The 17,537-nt window shown below is 61.7% G+C and carries 15 protein-coding genes; 6 read left to right on the plus strand and 9 right to left on the minus strand.

Going from position 1 to position 17,537, the window contains the following annotated elements; translation table 11 throughout:
• Positions 1-57 precede the first annotated feature (57 nt).
• From BLR77_RS14025 to BLR77_RS14045, 5 genes are all read right to left on the minus strand, one after another.
• A complete protein-coding gene (locus tag BLR77_RS14025; RefSeq protein ID WP_074678745.1) occupies positions 58-501 on the minus strand; it encodes a hotdog fold thioesterase in 444 nt (147 codons plus the stop codon).
• Positions 502-567: 66 nt separating this feature from the next.
• A complete protein-coding gene (locus tag BLR77_RS14030; RefSeq protein ID WP_074678747.1) occupies positions 568-2,235 on the minus strand; it encodes an AMP-binding protein in 1,668 nt (555 codons plus the stop codon).
• A 172-nt stretch (positions 2,236-2,407) separates the two neighbouring features.
• Entirely contained in the window at positions 2,408-2,866 is a 459-nt protein-coding gene (gene sixA, locus BLR77_RS14035; protein WP_074678749.1) for a phosphohistidine phosphatase SixA, read from the minus strand.
• Positions 2,863-3,210 carry a DUF4389 domain-containing protein gene (locus BLR77_RS14040; protein ID WP_074678751.1) on the minus strand — a complete coding sequence of 116 codons (348 nt, stop codon included), beginning with the start codon at positions 3,208-3,210 and terminating at the stop codon, positions 2,863-2,865. Before BLR77_RS14040 ends, sixA begins: the two co-directional genes overlap by 4 nt.
• Positions 3,211-3,239: 29 nt before the next feature.
• Positions 3,240-4,262, minus strand: coding sequence for an NAD(P)H-dependent glycerol-3-phosphate dehydrogenase (locus tag BLR77_RS14045; protein ID WP_074678753.1), 1,023 nt, complete (start codon positions 4,260-4,262; stop codon positions 3,240-3,242).
• A 202-nt stretch (positions 4,263-4,464) separates the two neighbouring features.
• Between BLR77_RS14045 and BLR77_RS14050 the strand changes: the two genes are divergently transcribed.
• The 3 genes from BLR77_RS14050 to fabB all read left to right on the plus strand — a co-directional run bounded on the left by BLR77_RS14050 (position 4,465) and on the right by fabB (position 7,974).
• Positions 4,465-6,012 carry an ATP-binding protein gene (locus BLR77_RS14050; RefSeq protein WP_083366072.1) on the plus strand — a complete coding sequence of 516 codons (1,548 nt, stop codon included), beginning with the start codon at positions 4,465-4,467 and terminating at the stop codon, positions 6,010-6,012.
• A 214-nt stretch (positions 6,013-6,226) separates the two neighbouring features.
• Entirely contained in the window at positions 6,227-6,742 is a 516-nt protein-coding gene (gene fabA, locus BLR77_RS14055) for a 3-hydroxyacyl-[acyl-carrier-protein] dehydratase FabA (RefSeq protein ID WP_003240795.1), read from the plus strand.
• 11 nt (positions 6,743-6,753) lie between these two features.
• On the plus strand, positions 6,754-7,974 hold the full coding sequence (gene fabB / locus BLR77_RS14060; protein WP_017677145.1) for a beta-ketoacyl-ACP synthase I: 1,221 nt from the start codon (positions 6,754-6,756) through the stop codon (positions 7,972-7,974).
• Positions 7,975-8,032: 58 nt separating this feature from the next.
• Here fabB and BLR77_RS14065 read toward each other — a convergent pair whose 3' ends face one another.
• From BLR77_RS14065 to BLR77_RS14080, 4 genes are all read right to left on the minus strand, one after another.
• Positions 8,033-9,661: a methyl-accepting chemotaxis protein gene (locus tag BLR77_RS14065; RefSeq protein WP_074678757.1), complete on the minus strand. Its 1,629-nt coding sequence runs from the start codon at positions 9,659-9,661 to the stop codon at positions 8,033-8,035.
• 836 nt (positions 9,662-10,497) lie between these two features.
• A complete protein-coding gene (locus BLR77_RS14070; RefSeq protein ID WP_074678759.1) occupies positions 10,498-12,123 on the minus strand; it encodes a methyl-accepting chemotaxis protein in 1,626 nt (541 codons plus the stop codon).
• Positions 12,124-12,873: 750 nt separating this feature from the next.
• On the minus strand, positions 12,874-13,338 hold the full coding sequence (locus BLR77_RS14075) for a DUF3859 domain-containing protein (protein ID WP_074678761.1): 465 nt from the start codon (positions 13,336-13,338) through the stop codon (positions 12,874-12,876).
• Between the two features lie 199 nt (positions 13,339-13,537).
• Positions 13,538-14,548 carry an amidohydrolase family protein gene (locus tag BLR77_RS14080; RefSeq protein WP_074678763.1) on the minus strand — a complete coding sequence of 337 codons (1,011 nt, stop codon included), beginning with the start codon at positions 14,546-14,548 and terminating at the stop codon, positions 13,538-13,540.
• A 240-nt stretch (positions 14,549-14,788) separates the two neighbouring features.
• On the opposite strand from BLR77_RS14080, the gene BLR77_RS14085 reads away from it, so the two are divergent.
• From BLR77_RS14085 to BLR77_RS14095, 3 genes are read left to right on the plus strand one after another with little or no spacing between them, the layout of a single operon-like run.
• The gene (locus BLR77_RS14085; RefSeq protein WP_074678765.1) at positions 14,789-16,183 is read left to right on the plus strand and encodes a methyl-accepting chemotaxis protein; all 1,395 of its coding nucleotides are present in this window, start codon (positions 14,789-14,791) and stop codon (positions 16,181-16,183) included.
• Between the two features lie 57 nt (positions 16,184-16,240).
• A complete protein-coding gene (locus BLR77_RS14090; protein WP_074678767.1) occupies positions 16,241-16,642 on the plus strand; it encodes an OsmC family protein in 402 nt (133 codons plus the stop codon).
• On the plus strand, positions 16,639-17,499 hold the full coding sequence (locus BLR77_RS14095) for a pirin family protein (protein ID WP_074678769.1): 861 nt from the start codon (positions 16,639-16,641) through the stop codon (positions 17,497-17,499). The genes BLR77_RS14090 and BLR77_RS14095 overlap by 4 nt, the downstream gene beginning before the upstream one ends.
• Positions 17,500-17,537 lie beyond the last annotated feature (38 nt).

Raw genomic sequence — 17,537 nt, forward strand, 5'->3', positions numbered from 1 at the left:
GCGCGTACTGTAGCGCCATGGTTCGGGCAAATCTTGGATGAAATTGCAGGCAGAAACTTAAAATTTCGGCGGCTGGTCACCCAGAGGAACGATGGCCATGGTCAGCCGCGAGATACAACTGGCCTTGCCGTCATCGCCGCTGAGGCGAATGTCCCAGACGTGGGTGGTACGGCCCAGATGCACCGGCCGCGCCACCGCATGCACGCGTCCGCTGCGCAGGCCACGCAGGTGGTTGGCATTGACCTCGAGGCCGACGCAGTAGAAGCGGCTGCTGTCGATACACAGGTAGCTGGCGGTGGAGCCGAGGGTTTCCGCCAGCACCACCGAGGCGCCACCGTGCAGCAGGCCATAGGGCTGGTGAGTACGCGAGTCGATCACCATGCTGGCGCTGAGCGATTCGTCGTCGAAGGCTTCGAAACGGATGTCCAGCACCTCGCCGATGCTGTTCTTCAGGGTTGCGTTGAGTGCATCGATATCGGGCGTTCGTTGCCACAGTGCCATGCAAGCGTTCCTTGTGCGTTGAAGACAGGGCCGGTCAACCCGGCCCACTCATGTTTCAACGGCCTGTCAATCGTGCCAGAGCACGGCTTCACTGCGCTGCTGCCACTCGGCGAAGCGCTCGCCGTAAGTGCCCTCGATCACCGCACGTTTGATTTTCAGGGTCGGAGTCAGGAAACCGTTTTCCACCGCCCAGACCTCCTTGACCAACACCAGGCCTTGCAGTTGCTCATGATGATCCAGACGACCATTGACCTCGGCGAGCAAGGCCTTGAGGCTGCTTTCCAGCTCATCGCGGCTGTCATTGGCCGCCTCCTGGCGCCCCACGTCGGATAGCACGCACAGGGCTATGGGTTGCGGCAGGCCGTCGCCGACCACGCACACCTGCTCGATACGCGAGTGCTCACCGATGCGGTTTTCGATCGGTGCAGGCGCGACATACTTGCCCTTGCTGGTCTTGAAGATTTCCTTGATGCGGCCGGTGAGACGCAGGTTGCCTTCGGCATCCTGTTCGCCCTTGTCGCCGGTGCGCAGGAAGCCATCGTCCGTCAACGTCTCGGCGGTCTTGAGCGGATCCTTGTAGTAGCCCTGCATGGTGGCGCCACTGCGCACCTGGACTTCGCCGTCCTCGGCGATACGCACCTCGACCCCCGGATTGTTCTGGCCGATCCAGCCCTGCTTGAACTTGCCCGGCAGGCAGACATGGGAATAACCACAGTTCTCGGTCATGCCATAGACCTCCTGAATCTCCATGCCCAGGCGGCGATACCAGTTGAGCAGTGTCTCGGGCACTGGCGCGGCGCCGGACAACGCGTAGCGAATGGCGTCCAGGCCGAGGCCGGCGAGTACCTTGCGACCGATGAAGCGGCCGATGATCGGCAGCCGCAGCAGCCGGTCGAGCTTCTGCGCCGGCATCTTGCTGTACACGCCCATCTGGAACTTGGTCCAGATACGCGGCACCCCGAACATCACGGTCGGCCGCGCGCGCTTGAGGTCTTCGAGGAAGGTATCCAGGCTCTCGGCAAAGAAGATCGTCTGCCCGGCGTAGAGCGAAGCCAACTCGACGAACATGCGCTCGGCCACGTGGCACAGCGGCAGGTAGGAGATCAGCCGATCATCCTCGCCCACGCCGAACAGCTTGATGGCGTTGCTGGCGGCGAAACCGAAATTGGAGAAATTGTGCATCACGCCCTTGGGCGTACCGGTGGTGCCGGAGGTGTAGATGATGGTGGCCAGCTGGTTCGCTGCGGGCTTGGGGTCGTCCTGAATCGGCGCGCTGCGCTGCAGGTCATCCCAGCTGTAGTCGAAGCTGCCCTGCGGATGCAGCGGCAGGCTGACGGTCGGCAAACCCTGCGGCAGGCCCGGCGCCATCGAGGCCCAGTCATCGAGCTTGCCAATGAAGGCCAGGGCTGCTTCGGAATGCTCCAGCACCTGGCCCATGGAGTCGGCGGTGAGGTTGGGATAGAGCGGTACCGAAACGTGGCCCGCCATCCAGATCGCCAGATCGGCAACTATCCAGTGTGCGCAGTTCTTGGAGATGATGGCGATGCGACTGCCCTGCGGCAATTCACGGCTACGCAGCCAACTGGCTGTGCGACGGGCCTGCTCGCCCACATCGGCCCAGCTCAGCTCCAGCAGCTGGCCGCCCCCCAGAGGTTGCACCATGTAGCGTTTGTTCGGGTGCCTTGCTTCACGTTCGTAAAACAGCTCGAGCGGCAAACGGATTGCATCAGCCACAGGGCTTCCTCCTTTGTTGTTTTTGTAGGAATCAACCAAGCACTTGCTTGGTTGACTATTCCACGCAGACAAATGAGGTGCAAGTTAAGAAATGTTTCTCGCCTGGAACATTTGCAGGCGCTACATCGGACAGGACGCCTGTGACGCCGCCAGGGCGCCACAGCGTGATGGCTCAGCGAGGGTGAATCAGCGCCAGCAGCTCCATCAGCCCGGCAGCCGGGATATCGCCTTCCAGTTCAGCCAGGCTGGCGGTGCGCATGGGCAGCGGCTCCTGCCGGTGACCGTGCACCAGCAGCCCACCCAGCGCGCCGATCAGCGGCTGATGGCTGACCAGCAGCACCTCGGCACGCTCGCGCTCATCGAGATACTTCAGGGCATCACGCGGGTCGCTGTCCGGCGTCAGCCAGGTCACGGTGTTTATCTTGCCGGTGAACCCCAGCTCGCTGCGCACCAGCTCGGCCGTTTGCTGAGCACGCACGTAGGGGCTGGCGACGATGGCGGTCAGGGGCCGACCGGCGAGCTGAGCGGCGGCCTGCTGCACTTCCTTGCGACCGTGGGCGGTGAGCTCGCGGGCAGCATCGCTCGCGGCCTGCGGCTCGGCCTCACCATGGCGCAGCAGCCATAGCCTCACAGCTTGGGCTCCTCGTCACGCACCGGGTGCGGTGCCGGCGGGATGCTGTGCGCGGTTTCGCCTTCCGGGGCACGCGGCGTCGGCCAATCGGCGAACGGCCAGGGTTTTTCATCGGTATTGAAGGTGCCGAAACGACCGATCTGCGCCAGGTACTGGCTGAGGCTGTCGCCAAAGCCCAGCAGGCCGGCGTTCGGCGCGCCGTAGAACAGGCGGTAACCCAGCTGCAGCAGCACAACGGCGCCGAGCAGCAGCTCGGCCAACTGCCAGACGATGAGAAAGATCACCATCCACAGAATGCGCAACAGAATCGATTCACGCTCCAATTCCTGCTTTTCATCGCTCATGACTCACTCTCCTTGAATGTCTGCCGGGTTCAGAAACCCGCAGTGGGGATGAAATCGACGTCGGTCTTGGGCTCACCGAGCATCAGCAATTCGATGACCTGGGCCAGCGTACGCCCCTCGAAGAGGATGGCATGCAAGCCAGCGACCAGCGGCATGTACACGTCCAGTTCTTCGGCCCGGGCCTTGAGGACCTTGAGCGTATTGACCCCTTCGGCGACTTCGCCGAGGCGCTGCACCGCGTCGTCCAGGCTGAGACCTTCACCCAGGGCGAAGCCGACCTGATAGTTGCGGCTCTTCGGTGACGAACAGGTGACGATCAGATCGCCGACGCCGGCCAGGCCGAGGAAGGTCATCGGGTTGGCGCCGAGCTTGACCGCGAACCGGGTCATCTCCGCCAGGGCGCGGGTGATCAGCATGCTCTTGGTGTTCTCGCCCATGCCCAGTGCCGCCGCCATACCGGACATGATGGCGTAGACGTTCTTCAACGCGCCGCCCAGCTCGACACCGAAACGGTCGGCACTGGCGTAGACGCGGAAGGTTCTGCCATGCAGAGCCTGCTGTACGCGCAGACACAGCTCTTCGTCCTCACTGGCAATCACCGTGGCGGTCAGGGCGTGATCAGCCACTTCCTTGGCCAGATTCGGCCCGGACAGCACGCCGATTCGTGCGTCGGGGGCGATCTCTTCGAGAATCTGGCTCATCAGCTTGAAGGTCTTGGCTTCGATGCCCTTGGTGGTGCTGATCAGCATCTTGCCCGCCAACTGCGCCGCCACCGGTTGCAAGGCATCGCGCAGGGCGCTGGAAGGCAGCGCCACCAGCACCAGCTCGGCCTGCTGCAGCACACCGCTCAGATCACTGGTCGGCTCGATACCGCAATGCAGCTTGACGCCTTTCAGATAGCGCGGGTTCTCGCCGCTCTGACGCATCTGCTCGGCCTGATCGGGGTCACGCATCCACTGCAGGACGCGCTGGCCGTTCTCCGCCAGCAGGTTGGCCAGGGCGGTACCGAAGCTGCCGCCGCCGAGTACGGCAATGGGTTGGAGCTGTGTCATAGGTCTTCCGAATGAGGCCATGCGTGATGGCGGTCTGCGGGCATTATACGGAGCCGAGAGTACCCGGCCAGGGCAAAAGTTCAGTGCTGACCATCCGCAGCGGGGCAAACGAGAATTACCGCAGAGTGCACGCGCCTGACACTGGCAAAGCGCGTCGGGTCGGTTAACATGCCGGATCGACGTTAATTGCCAAGGACGATTCGTGCCCACAGGCAGCCCCTTGCCCCCGCCCTGCGCCTCTCGTCAGGCCGCAGCGCCGCTTTCCAGGGACGGTAGAGCCATGAACCAGCGTCGCGGCTGGAACATTCACACCCGCACCCAGCTGATCAGTGTCGGCCCTGCCCTGCTGCTGACCCTGCTGCTGACCGGCTTTCTCACCTTCACCCGCCTGCAGGACCTGCGCCTGGAGCAGGGTCATATCGGCCAGCTGAGCGCCATGGGCCAGGCGCTGGAACGCATCCAGAGCGGCGACTATCGCCCCTCGCTGATCGAACGCGGCAATGACGAACTGACTGACCTCGCCCGGCATATCAACAACCTCGCCTGCGCCCTCGATCAGAGCGGTCGCGAGCAGCAGCAGGCGATTGCCGAATTGATCCAGGCCCGCGAGGAATCCGAGCAGGCCAACCGCGCCAAATCCGACTTCCTGGCCATGATGAGCCACGAACTGCGCACGCCCATGAATGGCGTGTTGGGCATGCTGCAACTGCTGGAAACCACCAGCCTGAACGACGAGCAGAATGAATACGCCGCCTTGGCCACCGAATCCACCGAACATCTGCTCAAGGTGATCAACGACATTCTCGACTTCTCACGGATCGAACGTGGCGCACTGGAGCTCGAAGCCATCCCCTTCAGCCTGCTGGAGCTGCTGCAAGGCTCTGTGCAGGTATTCCAGCACAGCGCTCAGCAACGTGGCCTGCAACTGCTGCTGGAAACGCAACCAGGCCTGGACCAGCTGGAGGTGCGCGGCGACCCCACGCGCATTCGGCAGATTCTGGTCAATCTGATCGGCAACGCACTGAAGTTCACCGAAGAAGGTCATATTCGCGTGGAAACCCGCTGGCAGAAGCTGGACGACCAGGTGCTGTGGTTCACCTGCGCGGTACGCGACAGCGGCATAGGCATCGACGATGAGCGCCTGGAGCACATGTTCGACGCCTTCCAGCAGGCTGACACCTCGATTTCCCGCCGCTATGGCGGTACCGGCCTCGGCCTGCCGATCGCCCGCACCCTGGCCGAACGCATGGGCGGCACCCTGCGCGCGGAAAGCCAACTGGGCACAGGCTCGGTGTTCACCCTGGAAATTCCGCTACCCTTTCAGGCCTGCAACAAGCCCGTACAAAGCAGTGACAAGCAGAACCTGGCCAGCGGCGAGGGTCAGGCAGTGCTGCTGGTGGAGGACAACCCGGTCAACCAGACGGTCATCGAGGCCATGTTGCGCAGCCTCGGCTATCAGGTCAGTCTGGTCGGCGATGGTCAGCAGGCCGTACAGAACTGCAGCCGGCACGACTATGCCGCTATTCTGATGGACTGCAGGCTGCCACTGATGGACGGTTACGAGGCGACGCGGCAGATCCGCCAGCTCCAGCAATGCCAGCAGGTGCCGATCATCGCCCTGACTGCCAACGCCCTGCAGGGTGACCGCGAAGCCTGCCTGGAAGCGGGAATGAACGATTACCTGGCAAAACCGTTCAAACGAGCAGACTTGCAACGCATTCTGCTGCGCTGGCTGCCAGCCCGACCATAGGCGAGTAGCGCCCGTGACAAGCTGGCGTTACAAGGGGAAACTGCTGTGCCTGTGACATTCCAATACCAGCAGAGTACAACTGTACTCACTGCGCTGTGACTTTCACCACAACGCAACAGTCTATGACTAGGCTGCCGGCAGACGCCTATCCAGACGTGGCCGGCCAGGACGATTCGCCCAGCCTTAGAAGCGTGGGGACAATTGAGGAGCTCGCATGACAAGACAAAACGCCTACACCCGGGAAGATCTGCTCGCCTGCAGCCGCGGCGAACTGTTCGGCCCGGGGAACGCGCAACTGCCCGCCCCAAACATGCTGATGATCGATCGCATCGCTCACATCAGCGAAACCGGCGGCAAGTACGGCAAGGGCGAAATCGTCGCTGAGCTCGATATCAATCCGGACCTGTGGTTCTTCGGCTGCCACTTCGAGGGCGACCCGGTAATGCCGGGCTGCCTCGGTCTCGACGCCATGTGGCAGCTGGTCGGCTTCTACCTCGGCTGGCAAGGCAACCCGGGCCGCGGCCGTGCCCTGGGTAGCGGCGAAGTGAAATTCTTCGGTCAGGTGCTGCCGACCGCCAAGAAGGTCACCTACAACATTCACATCAAGCGCACCATCAGCCGCTCGCTGATCCTCGGCATCGCCGATGGCACCGTAGCCGTCGACGGTCGCGAAATTTATAGCGCCGAAGGCCTGCGCGTCGGCCTGTTCACCTCCACCGACAGTTTCTGAAGGACTTGCACATGCGTCGTGTAGTGATCACCGGTCTGGGCATCGTTTCCTGCCTGGGCAATGACAAAGAAGCCGTTGCCGGCAGCCTTCGCGCGGGCAAATCAGGCATCCGTTTCAACCCCTCCTACGCCGAAATGGGTCTGCGTAGTCATGTCTCCGGTTCGGTCAACCTGAATCTGGAAGAACTGATCGACCGCAAACTGTTCCGCTTCATGGGCGACGCTGCGGCCTACGCCTATCTGTCGATGGAACAGGCGATCAAGGACTCCGGCCTCAGCGAAGAGCAGATTTCCAACCCGCGTACCGGCCTGATCGCCGGTTCCGGTGGTGCTTCCACCGTCAATCAGATGGAAGCCATCGACACCCTGCGCGAAAAAGGCGTCAAGCGCATCGGCCCATACCGTGTGACCCGCACCATGGGTAGCACCGTATCGGCGTGCCTAGCGACTCCGTTCAAGATCAAGGGCGTCAACTTCTCCATCTCCTCGGCCTGCGCCACCAGCGCACATTGCATCGGCCAGGCCATGGAGCAGATCCAGCTGGGCAAGCAGGACGTGGTCTTCGCCGGCGGCGGTGAAGAAGAACACTGGAGCCAGAGCTGCCTGTTCGACGCCATGGGCGCCCTCTCCACCCAGTACAACGAAACCCCGGAGAAGGCCTCGCGTGCCTACGACGCCAAGCGTGACGGTTTCGTCATTGCCGGCGGCGGCGGCATGGTCGTGGTCGAAGAGCTGGAACACGCTCTGGCCCGCGGCGCCAAGATCTACGCAGAAATCGTCGGCTACGGCGCCACCAGCGACGGCTACGACATGGTCGCCCCAAGCGGCGAAGGCGCCATCCGCTGCATGCAGCAGGCTCTGGCCACCGTCGACACCCCGATCGACTACCTCAACACCCACGGCACCTCCACGCCGGTTGGCGACGTTGCGGAGATCAAAGGTGTGCGCGCCGTGTTCGGCGACAAGGCTCCGGCCATCAGCTCGACCAAGAGCCTGTCCGGCCACAGCCTCGGCGCTGCCGGCGTGCAGGAAGCGATCTACTGCATGCTGATGATGGAAGGCAACTTCATTGCCGCTTCGGCCAACATCGACGAACTCGACCCGGAAGTGGCCGATATGCCGATCCAGCTCAGCACCGTCGAGAACGCCAAGCTCGATACCGTGATGAGCAACAGCTTCGGCTTCGGTGGCACCAACGCCACCCTGGTGCTCAAGCGCTGGGCTGGCAAGTAACAGCTGCCGCGGTAAAGAAAACGGCGCCTTCGGGCGCCGTTTTCGTTTCTGGCTCGCCTCAGACCTTGAAGCGCGCCACCAGGTTGTTCAGGTCGATCGCCAGGCGCGACAGCTCCTGACTCGCCGCGCTGGTCTGGTTGGCACCGGCCGAGGTCTGCAGCGACAGGTCGCGGATATTGACCAGGTTGCGGTCCACTTCCCTCGCCACCTGAGCCTGTTCTTCCGACGCGCTGGCAATCACCAGGTTGCGCTCGTTGATCGAGGAAATCGCCTGAGTAATCTGCTCCAGCGCTACACCTGCAGCCTGCGCCACCTCCAGCGTCGAACGGGCGCGTCCATTGCTGTTCTGCATGGCACTGACAGCGCGATCCGTCCCACTCTGAATGCCGCCGATCATCTGTTCGATTTCCTGAGTCGACTGCTGGGTACGATGCGCCAGCGCCCTCACCTCGTCGGCTACCACGGCGAAACCGCGACCGGCGTCACCGGCCCGGGCCGCCTCGATGGCCGCATTGAGCGCCAGCAGGTTGGTTTGCTCGGCAATGGAGCGAATCACGTCGAGCACCTTGCTGATTTCGTGTACACGCTGCGCCAGCTGCTCCACTTCTCCCGAGGTGGTGGTGACATCGGCAGCCAACTGGCCAATGGAGTCGACGGTCTGGCGCACCTGTTCGCGCCCCTGCAACGCCGTAGCATTGGATTCACCCGAGGCCTCAGAGGTGCTGACAGCATTACGCGCCACTTCCTCCACAGCCGCCGTCATCTCATTGACCGCCGTAGCCGCCTGTTCGATCTCGGTGTTCTGCTGATGCAGGCCGCGAGTCGAATCCTCGGTCACCGCATGCAGCTCTTCGGATGCAGAGGCCAGTTGATTGGACGAATCGGCGATGCTCTGGATGGTGCCACGCAGGCTCTGCTGCATGGTTTTCAGCGCGGCCAGAAGACGTGCTGGCTCGTCACGCCCAACCACGATTATGTCCTGAGTCAGATCACCGGCCGCCACTACCTCGGTGGCCCGAACGGCCTCGCCCAGTGGCGTCACGATACTGCGGGTGATCACCAACGCCAGCACCGCAGTCAATGCCGCGACCAAGACCAATAGACCTATTACCGTACGCTGGGCACTGGCATAGATATCCGCTGACTCATGCACCGCCGACTGGACACCTGCCTCGTTCAAATGGCCCAAATCCTCCAGCAGCTTGGCGACCGTGTCTGCTGTCTGGCTCAAGGCACCAGTGCCAAAACGCGCGACGGCGCTATCGTAATCCCCTTCCTTGGCAAATTTCAGCACAGCCTCACGTTCGGTCAGGTAAAGCGCCTGTGCCCTGTGCAACTCGTCGTATAAGGCTCGCTCCTCCTGGCTGGATATCAGTTTCTCGTATTCTTTCTCCGACTCGGTTATCTGGTTCAGGAGGACCGTAGCGCGCTCCAAGGTCTGCTGTGTTGTCGGCGGTTTCCTGTCCGCCAGTATCAGTAGCGTCGTGGCGCGCAACCGGTAGATGTCTTTAGAGATATCCTGGAGTGCGGTGATGCTGGGCACCCAGTTCGTTTCCACCTCTGCGGCAGACCCCCTCATCCCAGACATTTGAACGAGGCTCACTGCCCCGAGCACGATCACCAAAATCACGATTAGACCAAAAGCGAGTCCCGACCGTGTGGCGATAGATAAATTACGCAGCGACATCGTCTACTCCTCGTGCGCACGATTGATGAGATGCAATTGGCGAAGAACCAATGCCGAGGAGACTGCGCCCGCCTCTTCCCGTCTTTTGCAGTAAACATCGGTTAAAACTCGCCTGCAGACAGCTAGACGAATGCTTCAAAGCAAGCATAGAAGAAGTTAATTTGATCGCAGCGGTAAATGTATTAACAAATCATTCATCGGGCATTTATGCAAACACACTCATACGACTTCATACATGTAAAAGCGGCATTCTTAAATCAACATGGACGAGTCGCACTTTGAAAGAAGTCTGACCAGCTGCCGCACAAGTCGCAGAGGATCGGCCGCACTGAAATACTGCGAGTGACGGATGTCTTGCTGACACTACCCCCATGCAACTGAAGAAGCAGCATTATCTTCAGAGGTTCTATAGACAAAATGAATGAGTACTCAAGACGTACGACTTGCTATGCAAATCAGAACTAATACGAATAGCCAAATAAACAACAGCAAGAACTACAACGCGCACACCCAAACAAACATAGCTGTATGTAAGTCCACACCTAGGAAGTTCAGACCTGAGAAAAGCCGAATGAATTTCAGACACAACTGACTTTTCCTGTATCTAAAGAAGTGGCTTGCCCACAAGCAGTTTACAAGCCGACTGCTGATGCAGCCTTATGACCCAATGGCGCAACGTCTTGCCGGACAAAGGTGACGATCTAGCGGTACCGTGATGAGCAACAGCTTCGGCGGCACCAATGCCACTCTGCTGCTCAAGCGCTGGGCCGACAAGTAATTGCTGCCTTGGTAAAGAAAACGGCGCCTTCGGGCGCCGTTTTCGTTTCTGGCTTGCCTCAGACCTTGAAGCGCGCTACCAGGTTGTTCAGGTCGATCGCCAGGCGCGACAGTTCCTGACTCGCGGCACTGGTCTGGTTGGCGCCTGCCGAACTCTGCAGCGACAGGTCGCGAATATTGACCAGATTGCGGTCCACTTCCCTCGCCACCTGAGCCTGCTCTTCCGACGCGCTGGCAATCACCAGGTTGCGTTCGTTGATCGAGGAAATCGCCTGGGTAATCTGCTCCAGCGCTACACCTGCGGCCTGCGCCACCTCCAGCGTCGAACGGGCGCGTCCATTGCTGTTCTGCATGGCACTGACAGCGCGATCCGTCCCACTCTGAATGCCGCCGATCATCTGTTCGATTTCCTGAGTCGACTGCTGGGTACGATGCGCCAGCGCCCTCACCTCGTCGGCCACCACGGCGAAGCCGCGACCGGCGTCACCGGCACGAGCCGCCTCGATGGCCGCATTGAGCGCCAGCAGGTTGGTTTGCTCGGCAATGGAGCGAATCACGTCGAGCACCTTGCTGATTTCGTGTACACGCTGCGCCAACTGCTCCACCTCTCCCGAGGTGGTGGTGACATCGGCAGCCAGCTGGCCAATGGAGTCGACGGTCTGGCGCACCTGCTCGCGCCCCTGCAACGCCGTAGCATTGGATTCGCGCGATGCCTCGGAGGTGCTCACAGCGTTGCGCGCCACCTCTTCGACCGCTGCGGTCATCTCATTGACAGCCGTGGCCGCCTGTTCGATCTCGGTGTTCTGCTGATGCAGGCCGCGGGTCGAATCCTCGGTCACCGCATGCAGCTCTTCGGATGCCGACGCCAGTTGATTGGACGAGTCGGCAATGCTCTGGATGGTGCCGCGCAGACTCTGCTGCATGCTCTTCAACGCCACCAACAAGCGCGCCGGCTCATCGCTACCTTCAGCATGAATCGCCTGGGTCAGATCGCCAGATGCCACCACCTCAGCCACCCGCACAGCTTCGCTCAGCGGAGCGACGATACTGCGCGTTAACAGCATCGCCAGCACGACGGTAGCCAGAGTCGCCAGAACCATCATGGCGATGACCCAGATACGTGAAGACTCCGCCACCTCCTTGGCCGATTCGCCCGCTGCCACAGCGCTCACACGATTCAGTTCAGTCAGTTTGACGAGGCCCTGCAACATGGCATCGGCGTGTTGATTGAGTACACCACCAGCCACCTCGATGGCAGCATCGAAATTACCCTGGCGAACCGACGCCAATATTCGACCCTGCTCCTGCAAGTAAGCTGCCTCAGAGCGCTTGAACTCGTCATAGAGGGCCCTTTCCTCGGAACTGGAAATCAGTTGCTCGTAAGCCTCCTGATTCTTGACAAGGGATGAGCGTAATTCCTCAACCAGGCGCAGATTGGCCTGCACCTGGGCAGAATCGCGATTGAGCATCGAACGCAGGGTAATGGCACGCAAACGCAACACATCCTTGGACACATCGCCAATGGCCAAGACGCTTGGCAACCAGTTCTCGTTGATCTCATCGGACTGTTCACGCATTTCGCCCATCTGCGTCAATGAAAATATCCCAAGCAGTACTACCAGCAGAGCGACCAGGCCGAACCCCAGAGCCGCCCGGGGGGCGATAGAAAGATTACGCAGCGACATTTTTGCAACTCCCATTGCGCGCAGAAATCGAGACATCCTTTGCCGTACTTGGCAAAGAACCTTAAGAGATTGCGCTAATCCCTTCTTTCTTATCGACGCCATTCCGACGCTCTTGATAAAGAAAGAGAAATTTCTAACACCGCAGTGGCCGTGCCCAGCGCCTGGTCGACGTGCTGGCACCGCTGTTGAGCGCGTCACTCTTCATCCCGTTGTGCCCCCGACCACAGATACGCTGGGCACGCTCACCTCCGACGAACGCCTGTGCATTCGCACGTCGAATAGCGTCCACGAGTCAGCCCGGACACAGGCTGAGACTTGCCAGGGACAGCGGGTCACCGAGGTGCAGCCGTGCAACGGTAATATGGCGAGGTGCTTACGCCGCAGCTCAATCAAAGCATGCTGCAACGCCTGGCGCGTGACTGTGGCGTGTCTGCACCAGGATGAATGAGGGCATGGCTGCTACGCCAAGAATTTGCTCGCCAAGGTCCGCAGAGACAGTGGCCTGGCCTTCACCCCGCTTGCCGCGTAGAGGGGTGGTCAGCGCCTCGTGGCGCAACATGGGCCAGTGGAATCGGCAGGCTGGCGCCATGCCCGACGCTTACTTGCGCTACCGGCGTCAGGCACACCTGCATGTGCTGATCGATTCCCGGGGTGGACCAGGGTCATCAACGCCAGCCGTCGATCTGGGTATAGGGCCCCAGTAGGCAAGGGCCTCAAACATGGACGGCGAAAATGGCCATCCTGCTCTGATCAACGCACCATGAAACGCTGCTCGGCCAGTTTGCGGTCGCCCTGAAAAACGATGAAATGCCACTCACCGGGCACCACTTCGTGGTGTTCGGTGAATTCGAAGGCCATCACGTCCTGCGGCGCACCGACCACCAGCTTCTGCTGCACTTCAAACTTGTCATGACGCAGACCATCCGGGGTCACCACACCCGGGGTGAGGTACAGCAGCGTCAGCGGAGTGTCACCCTCGCGCTTGCCGGCCAGGCTATAGCGCATGCCGAACTTGGTACCGAGCTTGGCGGGGATCTGCTCGGTGCGCTCGATCTCCTGGTTGCTGCGAGTCAGTACCCGCTCGCCTGGCTGGTAGTCCTGATACTGGCTGCTGAAGATGCCGTATTCCACTGGCCCTTCGACACGGACGTCAGCCTGGCTCAGGCCAGCCCAGGCGAATAGACCGGCCATCATGGCCACTCGGGTGTAATGCATGGTGCGCTCCTCGTTGAGATGAGCGCGAGCCTATGACGCCCGAGTGACAGCCTGATGACAGCCCCGCTAACGGACATGCCGCGAGAGCCACCCAGGATAATGGAAGCCTTCGCGACAGGTCTTGCCTCATCCGGCGCTACGCGCCACCTGCTCCCCGAGTGAGAAGGACATAGAAGGTGGTCACTGCGCGACCTCCACGCTAAGGATCCAGCTCGGCCTGCACCTTGCGCGGCAGCACGGAGAGGAAGTTGTCGCGCGCAACCTTGTGCGCCACGTCCTCGGGTAATGCATCGAGGAAGGGATCGAAGCCCTTCATGTACTCGCCCAGGTTGCCGAAGCGCCCGACCACGTCCGAGCCCAGCATGAAGCGCTCCGGATAGCTGCTGACCAGATGCACCCACTTCGCATCAGGCTTGCCGTTCTCGTCCAGCAGATAGGGGCGCAGCATGGTCCAGGACAGATCGATATAGAGATTCGGGTACTGACCGAGCATGCGCTCGACCGTGTCCAGCAGGAAGTCGAGTTTCTCCTGATGACGATGAATCTCGGCACTGGTGCCGGCATGCGCCCAGATGAAACGCACATGCGGATGGTTGCGCAGCGGGGCCTCGATTTCCTGCAGATAGATCGGCTCGCGCTCACGCTTGGAGGTGATGTTCGAATGCAGCATCACCGGCAGATCATATTCGGCGGCCAGATGGAACACGCGCGCCAGTGCTTCGTTGTTGGCACGCGGCGCACTACCGTGAATCAGCGCGGTGAGGTCGTCATGACGGGTGAAAATTTCACCGATGCCCTGCCACAGGCCGGGATCGAGTTCCAGCATGCGGCGGATGTGGGCATCGGCATTCTTGTCGTTGGGATTGAAGCCGGAAAGAAACGGATGGAAGCGTTTGCGCTGCTCGGCGGGCAGGCGCTTGTAGGCGGCAGCGATGAATACGTCGGTGGCGCTGTACCAGTAGGCGTTGGCGTCATCACCGGCGTAATAGCGTGGGCGCTTGGGCTCGTCCTCGTCCCACTTCTTGGCCACCGGAATGCCGGAGAACATCACGTGATCGACGTTGTTTTCCGCCATCTTCTCCAGCAGTTCGTCCATGCCGGCGCTTTCCTGGAAGAAGTCGACATAGTGCAGGTGGGCGTCGCTGTAACGGTATTCGCGGGCCTGGGCGCTGCAGACGATCACGGCGCTGAGCGCGAGTATCCATGGCATCAATCGGGATATGAGCAAGGCGGGTCCTCCTGACAGTACGAGCAGCATAGACCCCCGACCTTCCAAGCAAGTTCGACGAACGGTAACCCGCCTCGCGCGCCTCGCTGGAGCGTGCAATCTGCCAACGCACCAAACCAGCTCATCGCTGGCGGGCCAACAGCCCGGGACGGCAATGGATACGCCCGCCAATGATGGCACTTCGCTTGCAACGCTTGAGGTAGACCAGACAGGGGAATCATCATGTTGCAGTTGCTGCGCAAGCCAACCCGCAAGGCCCAGGACGAGGCCGCTTTGGACGCTCTGTTCCAACAGCACGACCTCACCATTCGCCTCCCGGAACACTATCTGTGGATGGCACGTCTCAACGATTTCAGCGCGGGCCTCCAACAACGCATCCGTGCCAGCCTCGGTGCCGCTGTCGGTATCGCGGCCCATGCGCCACAACTGGCGCGTATCGCCGCAGCCAACCAGCAGAGCGGACAAACGCTGGCGCAGTCCTCGGAGTTGATCGCCAGCGCCAGCGAGCAGGTCACCACCACGCTGGACGCCGAACTGGTGCCCGGCGCAGGCGAAGTCGCACGGCTGTCCGCCGAAGTCTCTGCCACCCTGCACCAATGCCAGGAAAGTGGCCAGGCCGTGCTGCGCCAGGTCGAGGTGATCGACGCCAGCGAGGCGCAACTGACTCAGGTGATCCAGCAACTGGCCGGGCAGCTCGATGAGGTGAGCAAGGTCATCGGCGTGATTGCCAGTATCTCGCAACAGACCAATCTGCTGGCCCTGAACGCCGCCATCGAGGCCGCACGCGCGGGTGAACATGGTCGGGGCTTTGCCGTGGTCGCCGAGGAAGTGCGGCGTTTGGCCGGCCATACCACCGATGCCACCGGCCAGGTCAGCGGTATCATCGAACGTTTCCGCGAGGGCATGCAGCAACTCGGCAGTGCCGGCCAGCACATGAACCAGGCGGTAGCCGACGGCCGCGCCGGCATTCTCGCCGTCAGCGGCGGGCTGGACAGCACGCGCCAGGCCATGGATCGGCTGGACGCTCAGGTCGGCCAGATCGCCGCAGGCACCGAGCAGATCGGCCAGGCCGTGCGCTCGATCAATGGCGATGTGCAAAGCATCGCCCAGGTCGCTGGCGAGCTGCTTGGCAAGGCCGGTCAGGTGCTGCATCACAGCAAGGCCGTACGCGAAGACGGTGATCGCCTGCTCGCCGGGCTTGGCGACTTCCGCCTGGAGATCCACGCGGCCGTGCGCGCCAGCGTCGAGCAACTGGCGACGCGCCCCGAGCTGGCAGGTGAGGTGTCAGCAGCCGAACGACTGCTCAGCGATACGCTGGCGCGCGACAGTCGTTTCGAGCTGTTCTACCTGGTGGACAACCGCGGCGTGCAGGTTTCCGAGAACGTCTTCGCCGCCGACGTGGCGCACGCTGACAACGCCAGTTGTCGCGGCCGCGACTGGAGCCAGCGCCCCTGGTTCCGCGCCGTGGTCGAGCAGATGGCAGGCCATATCACCCAGGTCTATCGCTCTTCGGCGACCGATGACTTCTGCTTCACTGTGTCGGTACCTATCGTCGATGGTCAGGGCGCTCTGTTGCGGGTGCTGGGCGCCGATGTACGGTTGTCGGCACTGGTGTAATCTGGCCTGCCTGGGCTAGGCTGACGGGCATTGCCGTCACGCCTACAAGGAAACGCCATGATCCGTGTTCATAACAACAAGGGGCTGCAGCAGCAGATCGAAATCGGCTCGCACCAGCTACTTGGCGACGTCTCGCCCGAGCTCGGTGGCGAAGGCGCCGGCCCCGATCCGCACGATCTGTTCGACGCCTCGCTCGGGACCTGCAAGGCCATGACGCTGTTGCTCTATGCGCGTCAGCGCGGCCTGCCGCTGGAAGGCATCGATGTCAACGTCGAGCGTGACGACAGCGAAGAACGCGAAGGCAACTACCGCCTTGTCGTCGAGTTGTCGCTCAAAGGCCCGCTGGACGATGCACAGCGTCAGCAACTGTTGCGCGTCGCCGACAAGTGCCCGATCCACAAACTGATGACCACCACCGACATCCAGGTCGAAACCCGCCTGGCAGGAGCCCCGGCATGAGCGAGCTGCAGCTGATCCGCCCACGCGCCGAGGACATTTCCGGCCAACCGATTCTGCGCCCCCTGCCCTCGGCAAGCTTTCGCAGCATCGGCCCCTTCGTCTTCTTCGATCACATGCTGGAGCATGACTATCCGGCTGGCAAAGGCATAAACATTGCCCAGCATCCGCATATCGGCCTGTCCACCCTCACCTACCTGTTCGAAGGCCAGTTGCAGCACAAGGACAGCCTGGGTTCGGATCAGTTGGTTGGCCCCGGCGATGTCAGCTGGATGACCGCAGGGCGCGCCGTCGCCCATGTCGAGCGCACACCGCCCGGGCAACTCGGGCAGAACAAGCGAGCGCACGGCCTGCAGGTCTGGCTGGCCTTGCCGGAAGCCGAGGAACAGTGCGAGCCGGCTTACAGCCATCACCCCGCCGCTTCGCTGCCACGCAGCGAGGCCATGGGCGTGCAGATCACCCTGATCGCCGGCAGCGGCTTCTGCCTCGAATCGCCAGTGCCGGTTCGCTCATCGACTCTTTATGCCAATCTGCGCCTGGCCGCGGGTGCCAATCTGTTGATACCGGCCGAGCACAGCGAACGCGCCCTGTACCTCATAGATGGCGAAGCGGAGCTGGATGGCGAGCTCCTTCCCCGGCACACCATGGCGGTTATCCCGGCAGGTGAAACGCCCGTACTCAGTGCCTGCGGCGAATGCCACCTGGCCCTGATCGGCGGCGAGGCCATCGGTCCACGACGGATCAACTGGAACTTCGTCGCCACCACCCCGGAGCTTATCGACCAGGCGCGCCAGCGCTGGGCCGCAGGTGACTGGCCGCAGGTGCCCGGTGAAACCACTCGCCTCGAGTTGCCGCGCTGAGACTACCGTTCAAACACAGGCGCTGAAAGGCGCCTGCC

This window comes from Ectopseudomonas alcaliphila, from assembly GCF_900101755.1.
GTDB classification, from domain to species: Bacteria; Pseudomonadota; Gammaproteobacteria; order Pseudomonadales; family Pseudomonadaceae; genus Aquipseudomonas; species Aquipseudomonas alcaliphila.

Coding starts and splice junctions, on each gene's coding strand:
- BLR77_RS14025 (WP_074678745.1), bottom strand. CDS start 501: ATGGCACTGTGGCAACGAACGCCCGATATCGATGCACTCAACGCAACC.
- BLR77_RS14040 (WP_074678751.1), bottom strand. CDS start 3,210: ATGAGCGATGAAAAGCAGGAATTGGAGCGTGAATCGATTCTGTTGCGC.
- BLR77_RS14045 (WP_074678753.1), bottom strand. CDS start 4,262: ATGACACAGCTCCAACCCATTGCCGTACTCGGCGGCGGCAGCTTCGGT.
- fabA (WP_003240795.1), top strand. CDS start 6,227: ATGACAAGACAAAACGCCTACACCCGGGAAGATCTGCTCGCCTGCAGC.
- fabB (WP_017677145.1), top strand. CDS start 6,754: ATGCGTCGTGTAGTGATCACCGGTCTGGGCATCGTTTCCTGCCTGGGC.
- BLR77_RS14065 (WP_074678757.1), bottom strand. CDS start 9,661: ATGTCGCTGCGTAATTTATCTATCGCCACACGGTCGGGACTCGCTTTT.
- BLR77_RS14070 (WP_074678759.1), bottom strand. CDS start 12,123: ATGTCGCTGCGTAATCTTTCTATCGCCCCCCGGGCGGCTCTGGGGTTC.
- BLR77_RS14075 (WP_074678761.1), bottom strand. CDS start 13,338: ATGCATTACACCCGAGTGGCCATGATGGCCGGTCTATTCGCCTGGGCT.
- BLR77_RS14080 (WP_074678763.1), bottom strand. CDS start 14,548: ATGCCATGGATACTCGCGCTCAGCGCCGTGATCGTCTGCAGCGCCCAG.
- BLR77_RS14085 (WP_074678765.1), top strand. CDS start 14,789: ATGTTGCAGTTGCTGCGCAAGCCAACCCGCAAGGCCCAGGACGAGGCC.
- BLR77_RS14090 (WP_074678767.1), top strand. CDS start 16,241: ATGATCCGTGTTCATAACAACAAGGGGCTGCAGCAGCAGATCGAAATC.
- BLR77_RS14095 (WP_074678769.1), top strand. CDS start 16,639: ATGAGCGAGCTGCAGCTGATCCGCCCACGCGCCGAGGACATTTCCGGC.